Here is a 17,002-nt window from a genome sequence, read left to right on the forward strand (position 1 = left end):
CGTCATGGCTGCGCTTGCGGTCTTTGTGCACCCGATCCGCCGGCCGGGGAACCCTGCCCGCCGGGTGCTGCGCCATCGCGCGCCCCGCCATTGCGCCGCGGCCGGTTCTGGCCCGTGCCGTCGCTCCCGGCCGGCGGTGCGGACGGGGCTTCCGCCGCCGGCGCCGCCGAGCCCGGACCAGCGGCGTCGCCTCCGGCCCGGTCGCGCTGCCGGCGTTGTCCCTGTCCTTGGCCCTGACCCGGCTCGCGCGTGCCGCGGCGGCCCGGCATGGCGGCTGGCGGCTGGGCCGCTTCCTCCGGCGTCGAGACGCGCACTCTCGCCTTGTCGGTCAGGCGCGCAAAGCCGGTGGTGACGAGCTTCGCCGGCGGCTCGATACCCGCGGTGATGACAGCCGTCGTCTCGTCCTGCTGGCCGACGGTGACAGCCACCAGCCGCGCCGTCTCGTCGTCATTGACGGCGAAGACATAGGCGCCGTTCGGTCCGCGCTGGATCGCGGCGGTCGGCGCGACCACGACATGCCTGAGCACGTCGACGAAGACGCGGACATTGACGAACTGGCCCGGCCAGAGCTGGAGACGCTCGTTCGGGAAGCGTGCCTTGACCTTGATCGTGCCGGTGGTCTGATCGACGACGTTGTCGATCACCTCGACGGTGCCCTTGTCGATGATCGTCGTGCCGTCCGAGTCCAGCGCGTCGACCTCGACCGGGCCGCGCGCCACCGCAGCGCTCACCGCGCGCAATTGCTGCTGCGGCAGGTTGAAGATCATGGCGATCGGCTTGAGCTGGGTGATGACGACGAGGCCATTCGAATCGGAGGCACGGACGATGTTGCCCTGGTCGACCTGCCGGATGCCGAGCCGGCCGTCGATCGGCGCGCGGATCGTGGTATAGTCGAGATAGGCCTTGGCGTTGTCGATCGCACCCTGGTCGGAGCGGACCAGCGCCTCGAGTTGTGCCACCGTGGCGCGCTGGGTGTCGGCCTGCTGGCGCGAACCGTAATCGGTCTGGGCGAGCTTGGCGTAGCGCTCGAGGTCGGCGCGGGCATTGGCGAGCTGCGCCTCGTCCTGGGCCTTCTTGGCCATGGCCTGGTCGTATTGCGCCTGATAGGTCGTGGGATCGATCTTGGCCAGAAGATCGCCCTTGCGGACATCCTGCCCGTCCTTGAAGGCGATCTCGATCAGCCTTCCGTCGACCTGGGTGCGCACGGCCACGGTGTTCAGCGCCTGGATCGTGCCGACCGCATCGGCCGTGACCGGCACGTCGCCATAGCGTGCCGGGGTCGCGATCACCGGGATTGGCCCCTCATTGTTGCCGAAGCGGGCGCGCCGGCCACCGCGTCCGGCCCCTTGCTGGCCGGCCGCGACGCTGTCCTCGCCGCCGGGCATCCAGCCGCCATTATAGCTGTGCCAGCCCCAGGCGGCGGCGCCGAGCAGCACGAGAAGGATCAGAAGACGCTTCATTCCGCCGCCTCGGTCGCGATGATTGCGGTGCGGCGGTCGGCCTCGGTCCAGCCGCCGCCCAGCGCCTTGAACAGCTCGACATAGGCGCTCAGCTTCTGGAGCTTGGTCTGCGAGAGCTGGTCCTGCGCCTGGAACAGCGTCTGCTGGGTGTTCAAGAGCGTCACGATGTCGATCGTGCCCTCGCGCAGCCGTTGCTCGGTAATGGAATAGGCCCGCCTTGCTGACGCCACGACTTCCCCCTGCAGCCGCTCGTGCCGGGTGTTTTCCTGGATCGCGATCAGCGCGTTCTCGACATCTGCGAAGGCGCTGACGATGGTCTTGCGATAGGTCGCGATCAGCTCGTCGGCTGTGCCGCGTTCGAGCTCGACCCGGGCGCGCAGGTTGCCGCCGTCGAGAATGGGCTGGACGAGGCCCGCTGCCGCAGAGGCGAAGGCGGCATCCGGCCGCAGCAGGTTCTTCAGCAGCGCGCTTTCGAGCCCGCCCTGGCCTGTCAGCTTGATGCTCGGATAAAGCGCCGCGCGGGCGGCATGGAGCGTCGCCTCCTGCGCGGTGAGGCGCGCCTCGGCCTCGGCGATGTCGGGCCGGCGCTGCAGCAATTGCGAGGGCAGGCCGGCGCGCACCGTCGGCACGGCCAGCGCATTCAGGCTGCCACCCTTGATTGCGATGGCGGCTGGCGTCTCGCCGACGAGCACGGCGAGCGTGATCTTGGCCTGGCGCTGTGAGAGCTCGAGGGCCGGCACGGCAGCCTTCTGCTGCGCCACCACGCTTTCCTGCTGCGCGATGTCGAGCTGGGTCGCGGTGCCGACGGAGAGTCGGGCCTGGATCACCTTGAGGGTCCGCTCGGCCACCGCGATGTTCTCGCGGGCGATGCGCAGGCGATCCTGCGCCGCCAGCACCTGGAAATAGGTGCCGGTCACGCTGGCGACGGCGGTGAGCGCCACCACATCGCGGTCGAAGCGTGTCGCTTCGGCCGCAAAGCGCCCGGCATCGGCGGTCGCTCGGTTCTTGCCCCAGAAATCGAGCTCGTAGCTCGCCGACAGGCCGAGGCTGAGCTGGTTGCCGACGCTCTCGCTGAACGGCCCGCGCTTGGAACCGAGCGTGCCGGGCCTCAGGCTACGCGAGCCGTCGGCCGAGCCGCTCAGCGTCGGATAGAGCGTCGCCGCCCCGATGCGCGACTGCGCATCGGCCTGCCTTATGCGCGTCATGGCGATGGCGATGTCGAAATTCGCGCCGGATGCCCGCTCGACCAGTCGATTGAGTTCGCTTGAGCGGAACAGCCGCGGCCAATCAGGCGAGACGGCAGACGCGCTGCTGCGGTCGCCGGAGGCATAGCTGCGCGTTACCGCGACGCCGAGCTCGGGGCGCTGGTCGGCCGGCAGGCACCCGGCGAGGCCAAGGGTGATGGCCGCCGCGGATGAGAGACGGAAGAGCGAATGTGCGACCGCGTGTCCCGGAAGATCACGCCTGTAGCCCGGCATCATGCCGCTCTTCTCCAGCCCCGATTCGAAAGACCGCGGAACACGACGCGACAGACCCGCTTCTAGAGCGACCGGGAGGGGAGAGAAAGTGAATTTCTGTTCATGAATCCGGACGCCCTGGAGCGCAGTCGGCTTCGTTGGCGGCCGCGGACACCCTCGGCCTGCTCGACTTCTTCCGCTCGACTGCGGCCTGTGGGCCGCGCTGGCACGATTCCTGATTGACGACGTCTGGTCATTCCACGGGGAACGTCTGCAAGGCATGGTGCCCAATCTGCGGATTCTTATCGTCGACGCGAACCAGGTCAGGGCTGCGATCATCGAGGAAGGCCTGCGGGAGGCGGGCTACCAGCAGCTTGTCCGCCTCTCCGCGACGACCGGCCTCGTCGCCGCCATCGAGACGCATGATCCCGATGTCGTGGTGATCGATCTCGAGGACCCGAGCCGCGATGCCCTGGCCGACATGTTCCTCGTCAGCCGGCACGTCCGCCGGCCGATCACCATGTTCGTCGACCAGTCGGACTCCGCCTCGATCGAGGCCGCTGTCGAGGCCGGCGTCTCCGCCTATATCGTCGACGGGCTGAAGAAGGAGCGGATGCAACCCATCCTGCAGACCTGCATCAGCCGCTTCAACGCGTTCCGCAAGCTGCGTGAAGAGCTCGACGAAGCCCGCTCGCAGCTGGAGGACCGCAAGACGATCGACCGTGCCAAGGGCATCGTCATGCGGCTGAAGGGCCTTTCCGAGGACGAGGCCTACGCGCTGATGCGCCGTACCGCGATGAACGAGAAGCGCAAGCTCGTCGACATCGCCCGCTCCCTCATCACCGCCGCGGAGATGCTGAAATGACGACGCTGCACCTGCGGGTCGGCTTCATGCCGCTGGTCGATTGCGCGCTCGTCGTCCTGGCCAGGGACGAGGGCTTCGCCGAGGCCGAGGGGCTGAATCTCGAGCTGATCCGCGAGGTATCGTGGTCGAATCTGCGGGACAAGCTGAACGTGCGCCTGTTCGATGCCGCCCATATGCTCGGCCCGGCCGCCATCGCCGCGACCCTCGGGATCGGCGGCGTCAAGGCCCCGATGGCAGCGCCGCTGGCGCTCAATCGCGATGGCGCCGCGATCACCCTCTCGCTGCGGCGCTTCGAGGAGCTGGCACGCCTGGCCGATGGAGATCTGGCCGACACGACCGTCTCAGGCCATGCGCTCGCCGCCATGGTCGCGCGCCGCAAGGCGGCCGGCCTGCCGCCGCTGACCCTGGCAGCGGTCTTCGGCTTCTCCACGCATGTCTACCTGCTCGGGGAATGGCTCGAGAAGGGTGGTCTCAGGCTTGGCGAGGACATCCGGTTGGAGATCGTGCCCCCTCCGCAAACCGTCGAAGCGCTCGCCAGCGGGCGAATCGACGGCTTCTGCGCGGGCGCGCCCTGGAATTCGGCGGCGGTGGCGGCCGGAGTCGGCGCGATGGTCCATGCCAGCGTCGACCTCAGGCGCAACTGCCACGACAAGGTCCTGGCCTGGCGCGCCGACGACGTGCAGAAGCGCCCGGCCGCCGTTTCGAAGCTCGGCTCCGCGGTCCTGAAGGCCAGCGCCTGGGCCTGTCGCCCGGAGAATTTCTCGCGGATAGCGCATCACCTGTCCGCACCGGACCGGCTCGCGCTGCCGGCAGAGCTCATCGAGCGTATTCTGCAGGGAGAGCTGATCCAGGGCGCCGACCGGCCGACGCGGCTAATCGAGCGCTTCGTCCGGTTCGACCGGGAGGCCCTGCGTCCCGACCCGGGCGATGCCGACTGGGTTCTTGCCGGCATGGAACGCGCTGGGCAGGTCATGGCGACCCCGCAGATGCGCGACGCCGCACGCCATGTCTTTCTGCCTGCCTCTTTTGACAGCATCTTAGCGTAGACAAAATATCAGCCTATTATTTAGGCAATTGCGTCGCGATTGTGCGCTGCAACAAGGCGGTCGCTCGCGTGTCACCTCCGCCTCGCCATCGCCAATCTATAGCAATTCAAGGCCGGGTCCGCCGCGAGGCGGTTGGCACGATCCTTGTAAGGATTGAAGCGACGCGGCCAACGCTGCCCGCGCCATCCCCGATCCGGAAGACACAGCAACGTCGCTGTCGAATGCGCCTGCCAAGGCGTCTTCGCGCGGCGTTTTTCGCGTTTCGGGGCTGGTTTCAGGCGGGCGACAGCTCAGCAACCGAGAGGCGATCGATGACGCACAGCTCCAAGACCCGGGCCAGGACGGCAGCAGCCCCGCAGACAGGCGCAAGCCGCCGCGACTTCCTGAATCTGTCCGGCACGGCCGCCCTGCTCGCCGCTGCGAAGATGGCCCTGCCGTCCGGAGCCTTCGCACAAGGGGCCGGCCCCGAGGTCAAGGGCACCCGCCTCGGCTACATCGCCCTGACCGATGCGGCGCCGCTGATCATCGCCAAGGAGAAGGGCCTCTACGCCAAATACGGCCTGCCCGACATGGACATCGCCAAGCAGGCCTCCTGGGGCGCGACGCGCGACAACATGGCGCTCGGCTTCAAGAACAACGGCATCGACGGCGGCCACATCCTTTCGCCCAAGCCGTATCTCTACGGCACCGGCAAGGTGATGCAGAACAACCAGCCGCTGCCGATGTACACGCTGCTGCGGCTCAATGAGGACTGCCAAGGCCTCTCCGTTTCCAACGAATACAAGGACCTGCCGGTCGGCACCGATTCCTCTGCGTTGAAGGAGGCCTTCGCCAAGAAGAAGGCGTCGGGCAAGGAGGTGAAGGCGGCGATGACCTTCCCGGGCGGCACGCACGACCTCTGGATCCGCTACTGGCTCGCCGCAGGCGGCATCGATCCGGACAACGATCTTTCGACCATCGTGGTGCCACCCGCCCAGATGGTGGCGAACATGAAGGTCGGCACAATGGACTGCTTCTGCGTCGGCGAGCCGTGGAACGAGCAGCTCGTCAATCAGAACATCGGCTTCACTGCCGCGACCACTGGCGAAATCTGGTTCAAGCACCCCGAGAAGGTGCTCGGCATGCGCGCCGACTTCGTCGACCAGAACCCCAAGGCCGCCATGGCAATCATGATGGCGACCATGGAGGCGCAGATCTGGTGCGAGAAGATGGATAACAAGCAGGAAATGGCCGAGATCATCGGCCGCCGCCAATGGTTCAACGTGCCGGTGCCGGACATCATTGGGCGCATCAAGGGCGACATCAACTACGGCCGCGGCAAGGTCGCCAAGGGCACCAACCTGCTGATGAAGTTCTGGGGCGAGAACGGCTCGACCTCCTATCCCTGGAAGAGCCTCGACACCTGGTTCGTCACGGAGAACATCCGTTGGGGCAAATTCGAGACCAACACTGACATCAAGGCGCTGGTCGACAAGACCAATCGCTCGGACCTCTGGCTCGAAGCGGCCAAGGGACTAGGCGTCACCGGCACGCCCACAGGGGACTCCCGCGGCGTCGAGACCTTCTTTGACGGCATGACGTTCGATCCCGCGGCGCCGATGGACTATCTCAAGGCGCTGAAGATCAAGCGGGTGGTCTGACGCATGGCCGAGCCCCTGATCATCGTCGGCAACGGCATGGCCGCGACGCGGCTGGCTGACGAGCTCAGCCGGCACGCGCTCGGGCGCTATGCGGTCGCAGTGATCGGGGACGAGCCGCGGCTGGCCTATAATCGGGTGCTGCTCTCGCCGCTGCTGGCGGGCGAGATCGCCGAGCCCGAGATCGAGCTGAAGCCCGCCGCCTGGTGGCAGGCGCGCGGCGTCTCGATGTTCTACGGCAAGCCGGTCACCGGCATCGATCGGGCGGCGAAGTGCGTGACCCTGGCCGACGGTCTCGTCCTGCCTTACGGCAAGCTCGTGCTCGCGACGGGCTCGCGACCGCTGATGCCGCCGGTGCCGGGGCTGGATCTGCCTGGCGTCGCCAGCTTCCGCGATGTCGCCGATGTCGCGCTGTTCCGCACCATTGCCGCGACGGGCGCACGTGTCGTGGTGATCGGCGGCGGGTTGCTCGGACTGGAAGCGGCCTACGGGCTCGCCAGGATCGGCGGCAAGGTCACGCTGCTGCATCTCGCCGACCGGCTGATGGAACGCCAGCTCGATCGCGAGGGCGCCGGCCTGCTCGCCGGCGAGATCGCGGCTCGTGGCATCGACATCCGCCTGAACCGCACGGCTGAGCGCTTCGTCGGCAAGAGCCGTGTCGAGGCGGTCGAGCTGAACGATGGCAGCGTGATCCCGGCCGACCTCGTCGTCGTCGCCATCGGTGTGCGCCCACGCGTCGATCTCGCTGTCGCCGCAGGGCTCGACGTCAATCGCGGCATCGATGTCGATGACGGCCTCGCCAGCAGCGATCCTTCGATCTTCGCCATCGGCGAATGTGCCGAGCATCGCGGGCTGGTCTACGGCCTGGTCGAGCCCGCCTATGAGCAGGCCCGCGTGCTGGCCGCGCGACTTGCCGGTGTGCGGGAACGCTATACCGGTTCGCTGCTGGCGACCAATCTCAAGGTCAGCGGCGTCAGCGTCTTCTCGGCAGGCTCGGTCGAGCCCGGAGAGGACGACGAAGTCCTGTTGCTGCGCGACCCGGCCATGGGGGTCTACCGCAAGTTCCTGCTGCGCGCGGGCAGGCTCGCCGGCTGCGTCCTCGTTGGCGACACCAGTGGCGCGCTGTTCTATCTCGGCCTGATCCGCTCGGGCCAGGACATCAGCGCGATCCGAGCCGACCTGCCCTTCGGCGAGGGCTATTGCATCGGGATGGCTGCGTGATGCGCCACGACGCTCCCCTCGCTCCGGCCGCGACCTGCACGACCTGCCCCTATTGCGGGGTCGGCTGCGGCGTGAAGGCGACGCCGGACGGGCTGGGCGGCGCCTCCATCGCCGGAGATGCCGACCACCCGGCCAATCGCGGCCGGCTCTGCTCCAAGGGCTCCGCCCTCGGCGAGACGCTGGGGCTCGGCAGCCGCGTGCTGTACCCGCTGAAGCGCAACCTGGCCGGCGGCTATGACAGGGTCGGCTGGGACGAGGCGCTCGATGCCGTCGCGGCCGGTTTGCGGGCGATCGCGGCCGAGCATGGCCCCGAGGCGATCGCCTTCTACCTCTCCGGCCAGCTCCTGACCGAGGACTATTACGTCGCCAACAAGCTGGCGAAGGGCTTCATCGGCACGCCCCATGTCGACACCAATTCGCGGCTCTGCATGTCGTCGACGGTCGCGGCCCAGCGCCGGGTCTTCGGCTCCGACACGGTGCCCGGCGCCTATGAGGATTTCGACAGCGCCGACCTGATCGTCCTCGTCGGTTCGAACACCGCCTGGTGCCATCCGGTCCTGTTCCGGCGGATGCAGGACAACCGGCGCGAACGCGGCGCGCGCGTCGTGGTCCTCGATCCGCGGGTCTCCGCGACCGCGGAAGACGCCGATATGGTTCTGACGCTGAGACCCGGCTCCGACGCCGCGCTCTTCGCAGGGCTGCTCGTCCATCTCGCCGATCGCGGTCTCGTCGACCGCAGCTATGTCATACGCCATATCGCCGGCTTCGACGCGGCGCTCGCCAATGCGCGGGAGATCGCGCCTGACGTCGCCGCGGTTTCCATCGTCACCGGCCTGAAGCCTGAGGAGATCGCGGCCTTCTACGAGCTTTGGGCGAGCACGCCCCACGTCGTCACCGCCTGGAGCCAGGGCGTCAACCAGTCGGCGCAAGGGACCGACAAGGTCGCTGCGATCCTGAACTGCCACCTCGCCACCGGCCGGATCGGGCGGCCCGGCTGCGGCCCTTTCTCCTTGACCGGCCAGCCCAATGCCATGGGCGGGCGCGAGGTCGGCGGCCTCGCCAACATGCTCGCCGCCCATATGGGCTATGGCGCAGACGAGATCGATCGGGTCCGCCGCTTCTGGCAGGCTCCCAATATTGTCCGCCATGAGGGCCTGAAGGCCGTCCAGATGCTCGATGCAGTCGCCGAGCGCCGTATCCGCGCGATGTGGGTGATGGCGACCAACCCGGCTGTCTCCCTGCCGGATGCCGACAAGGTCCGCGCCGCGCTCGCCGGTCTCGATCTCTTCATCGTCTCCGAGAACGTGCTCTCGAACGATACGCTGGCGGCCAGGCCGCATTACATCCTGCCGGCCGCCGCCTGGGGCGAGAAGGACGGCACCGTCACCAATTCCGAGCGCCGCATCTCGCGCCAGCGCGCTTTCCTGTCGCTGCCGGGCGAGGTGAAGCCCGACTGGTGGATCATCTGCGAAGTCGCCAGGCGCCTCGGTTTCGGCGAGGCCTTCGCCTATGCCGGCCCGCGCGAGATCTATGCCGAGCATGCGGCGCTCTCGACCTTCGAGAACGACGGCACGCGCGATTTCGACATCGGCGCCCATGCCGGCCTCGACAAGGCCGGCTATGACGGGCTGGTCCCGGTGCAATGGCCCGTGCCTGTCCATCGGCCACAGGGCACTGCGCGGCTCTTCGGCGATGGGAATTTCTTCGGCCCGGGACATCGTGCACAGATGCGTCCGCTCGCCGCATCGAAACTAGCGGCCCAGGCCAGCGAGGCCTTCCCGCTGCTGCTCAATACCGGCCGCGTGCGCGATCACTGGCACACGATGACCCGGACCGGCCTCAGCCCTCGGCTTAGCGCCCATATCGCCGAGCCCTCGGTCTATCTGCACTCCTCCGAGATCACGCGCTTCGGGTTGGTCGAAGGCGGTTTCGCCCGCCTCGCCAGCGCCCATGGCAGCGCCGTGCTCAAGGTCATCGCCGATGACGGAGTGTCTCCCGGCGAGCTGTTCGCACCGATCCACTGGTCGGGCGAGACCGCTTCCGACGCGCGGATCGGAGCCCTGACGCAGCCGCTCTGCGATCCCTTCTCCGGGCAGCCAGAAATGAAGGCGACACCCGTCGCGGTCACGCCCGTCACCTATCGCTTCGAAGGCTTCGTCCTCTCGCGGGAGCCATTTGCCATGCCAGCCGGAAGCTGGTGGTCGAGGCTTGCGGTGCAGGGCGGCGAAGGCCGGCTTTTTGCCACCGATGCCTCGGTCGATGCGATCGCAAGCCTGGTGCGCGAGCATTTCGATGCGGACGAGCTGACCGAGCTGATCGACCGCGACGGCGGCAGCTATCGTTGTGCCGTATTGCGGGAAGGCCGCCTCCTGGCCGCTCTCTTCCTTGCTCCTGCGGGCCGTGCGCCGCTCTGGGACACGGTCAAGGCCGTCTTCGCTGATCCGGCGGCGACCGTGGCGAGCCGGCTTGCCCTGCTGGCGGGGCGCAATCCCGGCGGGTCCGATCCCGGGGCGACCGTCTGCGCCTGTTTCGGCGTCGGCCTGAACGCCATCCGCGCCGCCTTCGTGGCCGGTGCCGCGACGGCCGAGGAGATCGGCGTTCAACTCAAGGCAGGAACCAATTGCGGCTCCTGCCTCCCCGAAATCCGCCGCATCGGCGCGCAGGCACGCGTGATCGAAGCGGCATGACGAACACGACGGAAGAGCTCGGTCAGAGGAGAGACTGGAACATGGGTCAGCCTGTCTTGAAAGACGCGATCGCGGGCGCGGCGATCGTTTCGCTCCCGGGAAAGCCGTCGGAAGTCCTGCCCTTGCCGGCCGGTCCCTCGAAGTCCATCGCGGCCAGACTCGCGCCCCTGGCGAAGGGCGCGGTCGTCAACATGGTGCCGCCGCTGATCACCATCGCGCTGATCCTGCTGTTCTGGCAGATCGCCGCGTCCGGTCCGCAATCCTCGCTGCCGCCGCCGACCAAGATCTGGGAAGAGGCCAAGGACCTGATCACCGAGCCGTTCTACTGGGCGGGCTCGCAGGATATCGGGCTGGGCTGGCGCATCCTGGTCTCCCTGCAGCGTGTCGCGATCGGCTTCAGCCTGGCGGCGATCGTCGGCGTGCTGCTCGGGGCCCTGGTCGGCCAGTCGATCTGGGCGACGCGTGGGCTCGATCCGGTCTTCCAGGTGCTGCGCACGGTGCCGCCGCTCGCCTGGCTGCCGCTCTCGCTCGCCGCCTTCCGCGACAGCCAGCCCTCGGCGATCTTCGTAATCTTCATCACCGCGATCTGGCCGGTGATCATCAATACGGCCGTCGGCATCCGCAACATCCCGCAGGATTATCGCAACGTCGCCAAGGTGCTGCGGCTGAACCAGATCGAGTTCTTCTTCAAGGTGATGGTGCCCTCTGCGGCGCCCTACATCTTCACCGGCCTCAGGATCGGCGTCGGCCTGTCCTGGCTCGCCATCGTCGCCGCCGAGATGCTGACCGGCGGCGTCGGCATCGGCTTCTTCATCTGGGATGCGTGGAACTCGTCACGCCTCTCCGACATCATCGTGGCACTGGTCTATATCGGCGTGGTCGGCTTTCTGCTCGACCGCCTCGTCGCTCTCATCGGCCATGTCGTCACCCGCGGCACCGCGACCAACTGAGGGGACGAAGCGATGAGCTATCTGAAGATCGACCACGTCGACAAACGCTTCCAGCGCGGCGCCGCCACCACGGAAGTGCTCAAGGACGTCAGCCTCGTCATCGACAAGGGCGAGTTCGTCTCGATCATCGGCCATTCCGGCTGCGGCAAGTCGACCCTGCTCAACATCGTCGCCGGGCTCACCCCCGCGACGACCGGCTGCATCCTGCTCGAAGGCAAGGAGGTCAACGCGCCGGGGCCGGATCGTGCCGTGGTCTTCCAGAACCACTCGCTGCTGCCCTGGCTCACCGTCTATGACAATGTCGCGCTCGCTGTGAACAAGGTCTTCGGCAGGGTGAAGAGCCGGGCGCAGCGGCATGACTGGATCATGCACAATCTCGATCTCGTCCAGATGGGCCATGCCAGGGACAAGCGGCCGGGCGAAATCTCCGGCGGCATGAAGCAGCGCGTCGGCATTGCGCGCGGCCTTGCGATGGAACCCAAGATCCTGCTGCTCGACGAGCCTTTCGGCGCGCTCGACGCTTTGACCCGCGCCCACCTGCAGGACTCGGTGATGCAGATCCATGCGGCGCTCGGCAACACCATGATCATGATCACCCACGACGTCGACGAGGCCGTGCTGCTCTCGGACCGGATCGTGATGCTGACCAACGGCCCTTCGGCCCGCATCGGCGAGGTGCTCGACGTGCGCCTCGCCCGCCCGCGCAAGCGGCTGGAGCTGGTCACCGACCGCACCTACATCGCCGCGCGCGAGGCGGTGTTGAAGTTCCTCTACGAGCGCCATCGCTTCGTCGAGGCGGCGTGACGGCACCGGCCATGAGCGACGATTTCACACCCGACCAGAAGCGCTACCTCGAAGGCTTCATGAGCGGCATGCAGTCGGCCCGAACGGCGCGCGGCCTTGCCCCGCTCGGCGGCGCGCCGGGCAGCGCTCCGGCCAAGCCTGATGGTCCCGACAGGGAACATGCCGAGGCGCAGGCCAGGACGGTCGCCACTGGTGGCAAGCTCGTCGATCAGGAGAAGTGGAAGGCCGCCGAGCATCCTTTCGACGCCTATGCCCGCTTCAGGCAACAGGCTGAGGCCGGCAGCTATCCCAAGCCTGAGGACAACTTCCGCTGGCGCTATCACGGCCTGTTCTATGTGGCGCCGGCGCAGAACAGCTATATGTGCCGGCTGCGCATTCCCAACGGCATCCTCAAGGCCTGGCAGTTTGCCGGGGTCGCCGACATCGCCGAGAGCCTCGGCGGCGGCTACAGCCATGTCACCACCCGCGCCAACCTCCAGATCCGCGAGATCGTCGCCGAAAACGCCCCGCTGCTGCTGGAAGGCCTTGCCGATCTCGGCCTGACGGCGAAAGGCTCCGGCGCCGATAATATCCGCAACGTCACGGGATCGGCGACGGCCGGCATCGACCCGCTCGAGCTGCTAGACACCCGCCCGCATGCCCGCGCCTGGCATCATCACATCCTCAACGACCGCTCGCTCTATGGGCTGCCGCGCAAGTTCAACGTCGCCTTCGACGGCGCCGGCTCGATCGCGACGCTGGAAGACACCAACGATATCGGCTTCCAGGCGATCGAAGTCGCGGAGGGCGCAACCTTCGAGGGCAAAGCTGTCGAGCCCGGCATCTGGTATCGCCTCGCGCTCGGTGGCATCACCGGCCACAAGGATCTCGCCCGCGACACCGGGGTGATCGTTGCACCGTCCGATGCGATTGCGGTCGCCGATGCGATCGTCCGCGTCTTCATCGCCAATGGCGATCGCACCGACCGCAACAAGTCACGGCTCAAATACGTCCTCGATGCCTGGGGCTTCGACAAGTTCCTCGCCGCCGTCGAGGAGAAGCTCGGCCGCCGGCTGGTCCGGCTCGACGGCGCCTTCGTCAGGCCGCGGCCGGCCTATGACCGGCTCGCCCATATCGGCGTGCACAGGCAGTCTCAAGCCGGCTTGAACTGGGTCGGCGTCGCCCTGCCGGTCGGCAAGCTCACCGCCCAGCAGATGCGGACCATCGCAGCCATTTCACAGCAATGCGGCGACGGCGATATCCGCCTGACCGTCTGGCAAAACCTGCTGATCTCCGGCGTGCCGGACGGCAAGGTCGACGACGTCATCGCGAACCTGAAGGCAACCGGCCTCTCCGCCGAAACCTCCATCCTTCGCGCCGGGCTGATCGCCTGCACCGGCGCGACCGGCTGCAAGTTCGCCGCCGCCCATACCAAGGAGGATGCGCTCGCCATCGCCGCTCATTGCGAGCCGCGCATCACGCTGGATCAGCCGGTCAACATCCATCTGACCGGCTGCCACCATTCCTGCGCCCAGCACTATATCGGCGATCTCGGCCTGATCGGCGCCAAGGTGCCGGTCGACGAGGAGGGCGATACGGTGCCGGGCTACGACCTCCTTGTCGGCGGCGGCTATGGCGTCGATGGCGGCATGGCCCGGCCCTTCCGCGAGAAGGTGAAGGCCGAGGAGGCGCCGGCGCTCGTCGAGGCGATCCTGCGCACCTGGCAGGTCCACCGCGCGACGCCCGACGAGAGCTTCGTCGCATTCGCCCGCCGCCACGACATCGCAGCGCTGCAGGCACTCGTCGCGCAAACGGGAGAGGCCGCATGACCGTGCAGACACCGAACCCGCTCGTCCAGGTGCTGCCCGAGACCGCGCCCTTCAGCGAGGAGCAGCGCTCCTGGCTCAACGGCTTCTTCGCCGGCCTGCTCTCGCTCGACAATGCCGGCGTCACCGCGCTGTCGCCGGCCGAAAATGCCGCCGTGATGGGTGAGACTGACGACGGCGCCCCCTGGCACGATCCCGCCATGGCGATCGCCGACCGCATGACGCTGGCCGAAGGCAAGCCGTTGCCCCGCAAGCTCTACGCCGCCATGGCGCAGCAGGATTGCGGGCAATGCGGCTATGTCTGCGAGACCTATTCCGCCGCAATCGCCTCGGGTGCCGAGGGGCGGCTCAATCTCTGCGCGCCCGGCGGCAAGGAGACGCTGCGCCAGCTCAAATCGCTGATGGAAGCACCGGGCGCTACCGCCCCGGCCGTGACCGCCGAGGCCGCGCCCGCCGTCGACCTCGGCCCGATCGGTCGCTGCCGCGAGAACCCGGCGCTCGCGACCTTCCTGTCGCGGCGCAAGCTCAACGGCGAGGGCTCCGAGAAGGAGACCTGGCATGTCGAGTTCGACCTCTCCGAAAGCGGCCTCGACTATATCGTCGGCGACGCCTTCGGCATCGTCGCGCAAAATGATCCGCGCCTCGTCGACGCGGTGATCGCGCTGCTGGGTGCGCGGCCTGACGCCGATCTCGCCGGCAAGAGCCTGCGCGACAAGCTATTGGCCGATTGCGCACTCGGGCCGGCGCCGGATGCACTGTTCCAACTGATCTCCTACGTCACTGGGGGCGAGACCCGGCAGAAGGCGAAACGTCTCGCCGCGGGCGAGGATCCCGATGGCGATCTCGACCGGCTCGACGTGCTCGGAACTCTGCACAAGTTCTCGCAAGCGCGGCTCTCGGCAGAGGCCTTCGTCGAGGCGCTCGACCCGCTGCAACCGCGGCTCTATTCGATCTCATCGTCCTTCAACGCCACGCCCGGCCGGATTTCGCTGACGGTCGACACGGTGCGCTACAAGATCGGCTCGAGGCCGCGCTGGGGCGTCGCCTCGACCTTCCTCGGCGAGCGCGTCCAGCCCGGCGACAAGGTGCGGGTCTATGTCCAGCGCGCCCATGGCTTCGGGCTGCCGGCCGATCCGGCGACACCCGTGATCATGTGCGGCCCCGGAACCGGCGTGGCCCCGTTCCGCGCCTTTCTGCATGATCGCAAGGCGACTGGCGCTAATGGCAAGAACTGGCTGTTCTTCGGCCATCAGCGCCGGGCCTCGGACTTCTTCTACGAAGACGAGCTCAACACGCTGAAGGAAGAGGGTGTGCTCACCGGTCTGACGCTGGCCTGGTCGCGCGACGGCAAGGACAAGATCTACGTCCAGGATCGCATGCGCGAGCGCGGCTCCGAGCTCTTCGCCTGGCTGGAACAAGGCGCCCACTTCTATGTCTGCGGCGATGCCAAGCGCATGGCCAAGGATGTCGAGCGTGCGATGGTCGACGTCGTCGCCGAGCACGGCAGCCGCTCGGTCGACGAGGCTGTCGCCTATGTCGCGGCGCTGAAGAAGGCAGGTCGCTATCAGGCGGATGTCTACTAGAGCTTCGCGTTGCACTGGAATTCAGTGCGGCCCCTTGCATTGTTCGGTCACCAGGTAACGGCGACAGGGCGATCCTGCGGGGCAATTCGCTGCCGTATTTCCCTGCTTGCCTCGCGGCGGTCTCGCGCCGATACCGTTGAAAAGGTCGTCGTTGCCGCGGGTATGAAGTCGCGGCGCCGCGGATCGTGCCGTGGCGCTGGGCCTGCTCGGCTGGACGCCGGCCGAGTTCGATTTCGACGCGGCCGCGGAGCAGCTTGAGGATCTCCAGTGCAGCCACCTTCTGCGTCTCGACGGCTTAGGTTCAAGGAAACCAGCCTCGGCGGCCTAGCCGTCAACCTGCCGGAATGCTGAGCTTACGACCTTTGCCGATGGACCCGGTGAGCCCTTGATGGGGTAAGGCGCGTCCAATGAGGACTTGATCGATGATCGTGGATGACTTCCGTTCGGATACGGTGACGCGCCCTGGCGAGGGCATGCGGGCAGCCATGGCAGCCGCCGAGGTCGGCGATGCCGTCTACGACGATTGCCCGACCACCAAGCGGCTGGAAGCGCTGACCGCCGAGCGACTGGGCAAGGAGGCCGGGCTCTTCTTTCCGACCGGCACGCAGGCCAATCTCGCCGCGCTGATGGCCCATTGCGGCCGCGGCGAGGAATATCTCGTCGGCCAGATGGCCCATACCTATCGGCTCGAAGGCGGTGGCGCGGCCGTGCTGGGCTCGATCCAGCCGCAACCCTTGCCCAACGAGCCGGACGGAACGATCGCGCTCGACGCCATCGCCAACGCGATCAAGCCGAACGATTTCCATTTCGCGATCACGCGGCTGCTGGCGCTGGAGAACACGTTCAACGGCCTGGTCCTGCCCGATGCCTATCTGGAGGCTGCGACCACGCTCGCCCGCTCACATGGCCTTGCCACCCATCTCGATGGCGCCCGGCTGATGAACGCGGCCGCGGCGAGCAACCGCGATGCAGCGTGGATCGCCAGGCGGTTCGATACCGTCTCGCTCTGCCTGTCGAAGGGCTTGGGCGCACCGATCGGTTCCATCCTGGTCGGCCCAAAGGAGTTCATCGAAAAGACCCGCCGGATCCGCAAGATGCTCGGCGGCGGCATGCGCCAGACCGGCGTGATCGCCGCAGCCGCGATCTATGCGCTGGAGCACAATGTCTCTCGGCTTGGCGAGGATCACCGGCGCGCGGAAGCCCTGGCGGAGGCGCTGGCGCGTTTCCCGGAGCTCGGCGCCGGGCAAGCCCGCACGAACATGGTGTTCATGACGCCGAAGACGCTCGACACCGTCGCCTTCGCCGCGTTCCTGCGCCGCCGCGGCATCGGCGTTAGCGGCCGATACGGGACGCTGCGCTGGGTGGCCCATCTCGATGTCGACGACGCCTCCGTCGCGCGCGTCGCCGAAGCCTGTGAGAGCTTCTTCAACAAGCACGACGCGCCCGCAGGATCGGAGGCGCGGGCCTGACTGCGCCGATGAATACCG

Annotated in this window: 13 protein-coding genes; 11 read left to right on the forward strand and 2 right to left on the reverse strand. The window is 67.5% G+C overall.

The window, feature by feature from the left end; translation table 11 throughout:
* Window positions 1–2: 2 nt before the first annotated feature.
* Window positions 3–1,460 (reverse strand): efflux RND transporter periplasmic adaptor subunit, encoded by a 1,458-nt coding sequence (locus GV161_RS14505; protein WP_152016362.1) that lies wholly within the window; start codon window positions 1,458–1,460, stop codon window positions 3–5.
* Window positions 1,457–2,941 carry an efflux transporter outer membrane subunit gene (locus GV161_RS14510; RefSeq protein ID WP_244624215.1) on the reverse strand — a complete coding sequence of 495 codons (1,485 nt, stop codon included), beginning with the start codon at window positions 2,939–2,941 and terminating at the stop codon, window positions 1,457–1,459. The genes GV161_RS14505 and GV161_RS14510 overlap by 4 nt, the downstream gene beginning before the upstream one ends.
* A 256-nt stretch (window positions 2,942–3,197) precedes the next feature.
* On the opposite strand from GV161_RS14510, the gene GV161_RS14515 reads away from it, so the two are divergent.
* The 11 genes from GV161_RS14515 to ltaE all read left to right on the forward strand — a co-directional run bounded on the left by GV161_RS14515 (window position 3,198) and on the right by ltaE (window position 16,984).
* The gene (locus tag GV161_RS14515) at window positions 3,198–3,782 is read left to right on the forward strand and encodes an ANTAR domain-containing protein (protein WP_091833229.1); all 585 of its coding nucleotides are present in this window, start codon (window positions 3,198–3,200) and stop codon (window positions 3,780–3,782) included.
* Window positions 3,779–4,828: a CmpA/NrtA family ABC transporter substrate-binding protein gene (locus GV161_RS14520; protein WP_152016364.1), complete on the forward strand. Its 1,050-nt coding sequence runs from the start codon at window positions 3,779–3,781 to the stop codon at window positions 4,826–4,828. The genes GV161_RS14515 and GV161_RS14520 overlap by 4 nt, the downstream gene beginning before the upstream one ends.
* Window positions 4,829–5,139: 311 nt before the next feature.
* On the forward strand, window positions 5,140–6,468 hold the full coding sequence (locus GV161_RS14525; RefSeq protein ID WP_152016365.1) for a CmpA/NrtA family ABC transporter substrate-binding protein: 1,329 nt from the start codon (window positions 5,140–5,142) through the stop codon (window positions 6,466–6,468).
* Window positions 6,469–6,471: 3 nt separating this feature from the next.
* On the forward strand, window positions 6,472–7,686 hold the full coding sequence (locus tag GV161_RS14530) for an FAD-dependent oxidoreductase (RefSeq protein ID WP_152016366.1): 1,215 nt from the start codon (window positions 6,472–6,474) through the stop codon (window positions 7,684–7,686).
* The gene (locus tag GV161_RS14535; protein ID WP_152016367.1) at window positions 7,686–10,373 is read left to right on the forward strand and encodes a nitrate reductase; all 2,688 of its coding nucleotides are present in this window, start codon (window positions 7,686–7,688) and stop codon (window positions 10,371–10,373) included. The genes GV161_RS14530 and GV161_RS14535 overlap by 1 nt, the downstream gene beginning before the upstream one ends.
* Before the next feature lie 41 nt (window positions 10,374–10,414).
* Complete coding sequence (ntrB, locus tag GV161_RS14540; RefSeq protein WP_152016368.1) at window positions 10,415–11,323, forward strand: nitrate ABC transporter permease; 909 nt, start codon at window positions 10,415–10,417, stop codon at window positions 11,321–11,323.
* A gap of 12 nt (window positions 11,324–11,335) precedes the next feature.
* A complete protein-coding gene (locus GV161_RS14545; RefSeq protein ID WP_152016369.1) occupies window positions 11,336–12,127 on the forward strand; it encodes an ABC transporter ATP-binding protein in 792 nt (263 codons plus the stop codon).
* A gap of 11 nt (window positions 12,128–12,138) precedes the next feature.
* Window positions 12,139–13,935, forward strand: a complete 1,797-nt coding sequence (locus tag GV161_RS14550; RefSeq protein WP_152016370.1) for a NirA family protein — start codon at window positions 12,139–12,141, stop codon at window positions 13,933–13,935.
* Window positions 13,932–15,515, forward strand: a complete 1,584-nt coding sequence (locus tag GV161_RS14555) for a sulfite reductase subunit alpha (RefSeq protein WP_152016371.1) — start codon at window positions 13,932–13,934, stop codon at window positions 15,513–15,515. Before GV161_RS14550 ends, GV161_RS14555 begins: the two co-directional genes overlap by 4 nt.
* Before the next feature lie 190 nt (window positions 15,516–15,705).
* Entirely contained in the window at window positions 15,706–15,843 is a 138-nt protein-coding gene (locus GV161_RS14560) for a hypothetical protein (protein ID WP_159650310.1), read from the forward strand.
* Window positions 15,844–15,937: 94 nt separating this feature from the next.
* On the forward strand, window positions 15,938–16,984 hold the full coding sequence (gene ltaE / locus GV161_RS14565) for a low-specificity L-threonine aldolase (protein WP_152016372.1): 1,047 nt from the start codon (window positions 15,938–15,940) through the stop codon (window positions 16,982–16,984).
* Window positions 16,985–17,002 lie beyond the last annotated feature (18 nt).

This window comes from Bosea sp. 29B (assembly GCF_902506165.1).
Lineage (GTDB): Bacteria > Pseudomonadota > Alphaproteobacteria > Rhizobiales > Beijerinckiaceae > Allobosea.

Excerpts from the sequence above, each read along its gene's own strand:
- GV161_RS14505 (WP_152016362.1), bottom strand. The coding sequence starts at position 1,460 with ATGAAGCGTCTTCTGATCCTTCTCGTGCTGCTCGGCGCCGCCGCCTGG.
- GV161_RS14510 (WP_244624215.1), bottom strand. The coding sequence starts at position 2,941 with ATGATGCCGGGCTACAGGCGTGATCTTCCGGGACACGCGGTCGCACAT.
- GV161_RS14515 (WP_091833229.1), top strand. The coding sequence starts at position 3,198 with ATGGTGCCCAATCTGCGGATTCTTATCGTCGACGCGAACCAGGTCAGG.
- GV161_RS14520 (WP_152016364.1), top strand. The coding sequence starts at position 3,779 with ATGACGACGCTGCACCTGCGGGTCGGCTTCATGCCGCTGGTCGATTGC.
- GV161_RS14525 (WP_152016365.1), top strand. The coding sequence starts at position 5,140 with ATGACGCACAGCTCCAAGACCCGGGCCAGGACGGCAGCAGCCCCGCAG.
- GV161_RS14530 (WP_152016366.1), top strand. The coding sequence starts at position 6,472 with ATGGCCGAGCCCCTGATCATCGTCGGCAACGGCATGGCCGCGACGCGG.
- GV161_RS14535 (WP_152016367.1), top strand. The coding sequence starts at position 7,686 with ATGCGCCACGACGCTCCCCTCGCTCCGGCCGCGACCTGCACGACCTGC.
- ntrB (WP_152016368.1), top strand. The coding sequence starts at position 10,415 with ATGGGTCAGCCTGTCTTGAAAGACGCGATCGCGGGCGCGGCGATCGTT.
- GV161_RS14545 (WP_152016369.1), top strand. The coding sequence starts at position 11,336 with ATGAGCTATCTGAAGATCGACCACGTCGACAAACGCTTCCAGCGCGGC.
- GV161_RS14550 (WP_152016370.1), top strand. The coding sequence starts at position 12,139 with ATGAGCGACGATTTCACACCCGACCAGAAGCGCTACCTCGAAGGCTTC.
- GV161_RS14555 (WP_152016371.1), top strand. The coding sequence starts at position 13,932 with ATGACCGTGCAGACACCGAACCCGCTCGTCCAGGTGCTGCCCGAGACC.
- ltaE (WP_152016372.1), top strand. The coding sequence starts at position 15,938 with ATGATCGTGGATGACTTCCGTTCGGATACGGTGACGCGCCCTGGCGAG.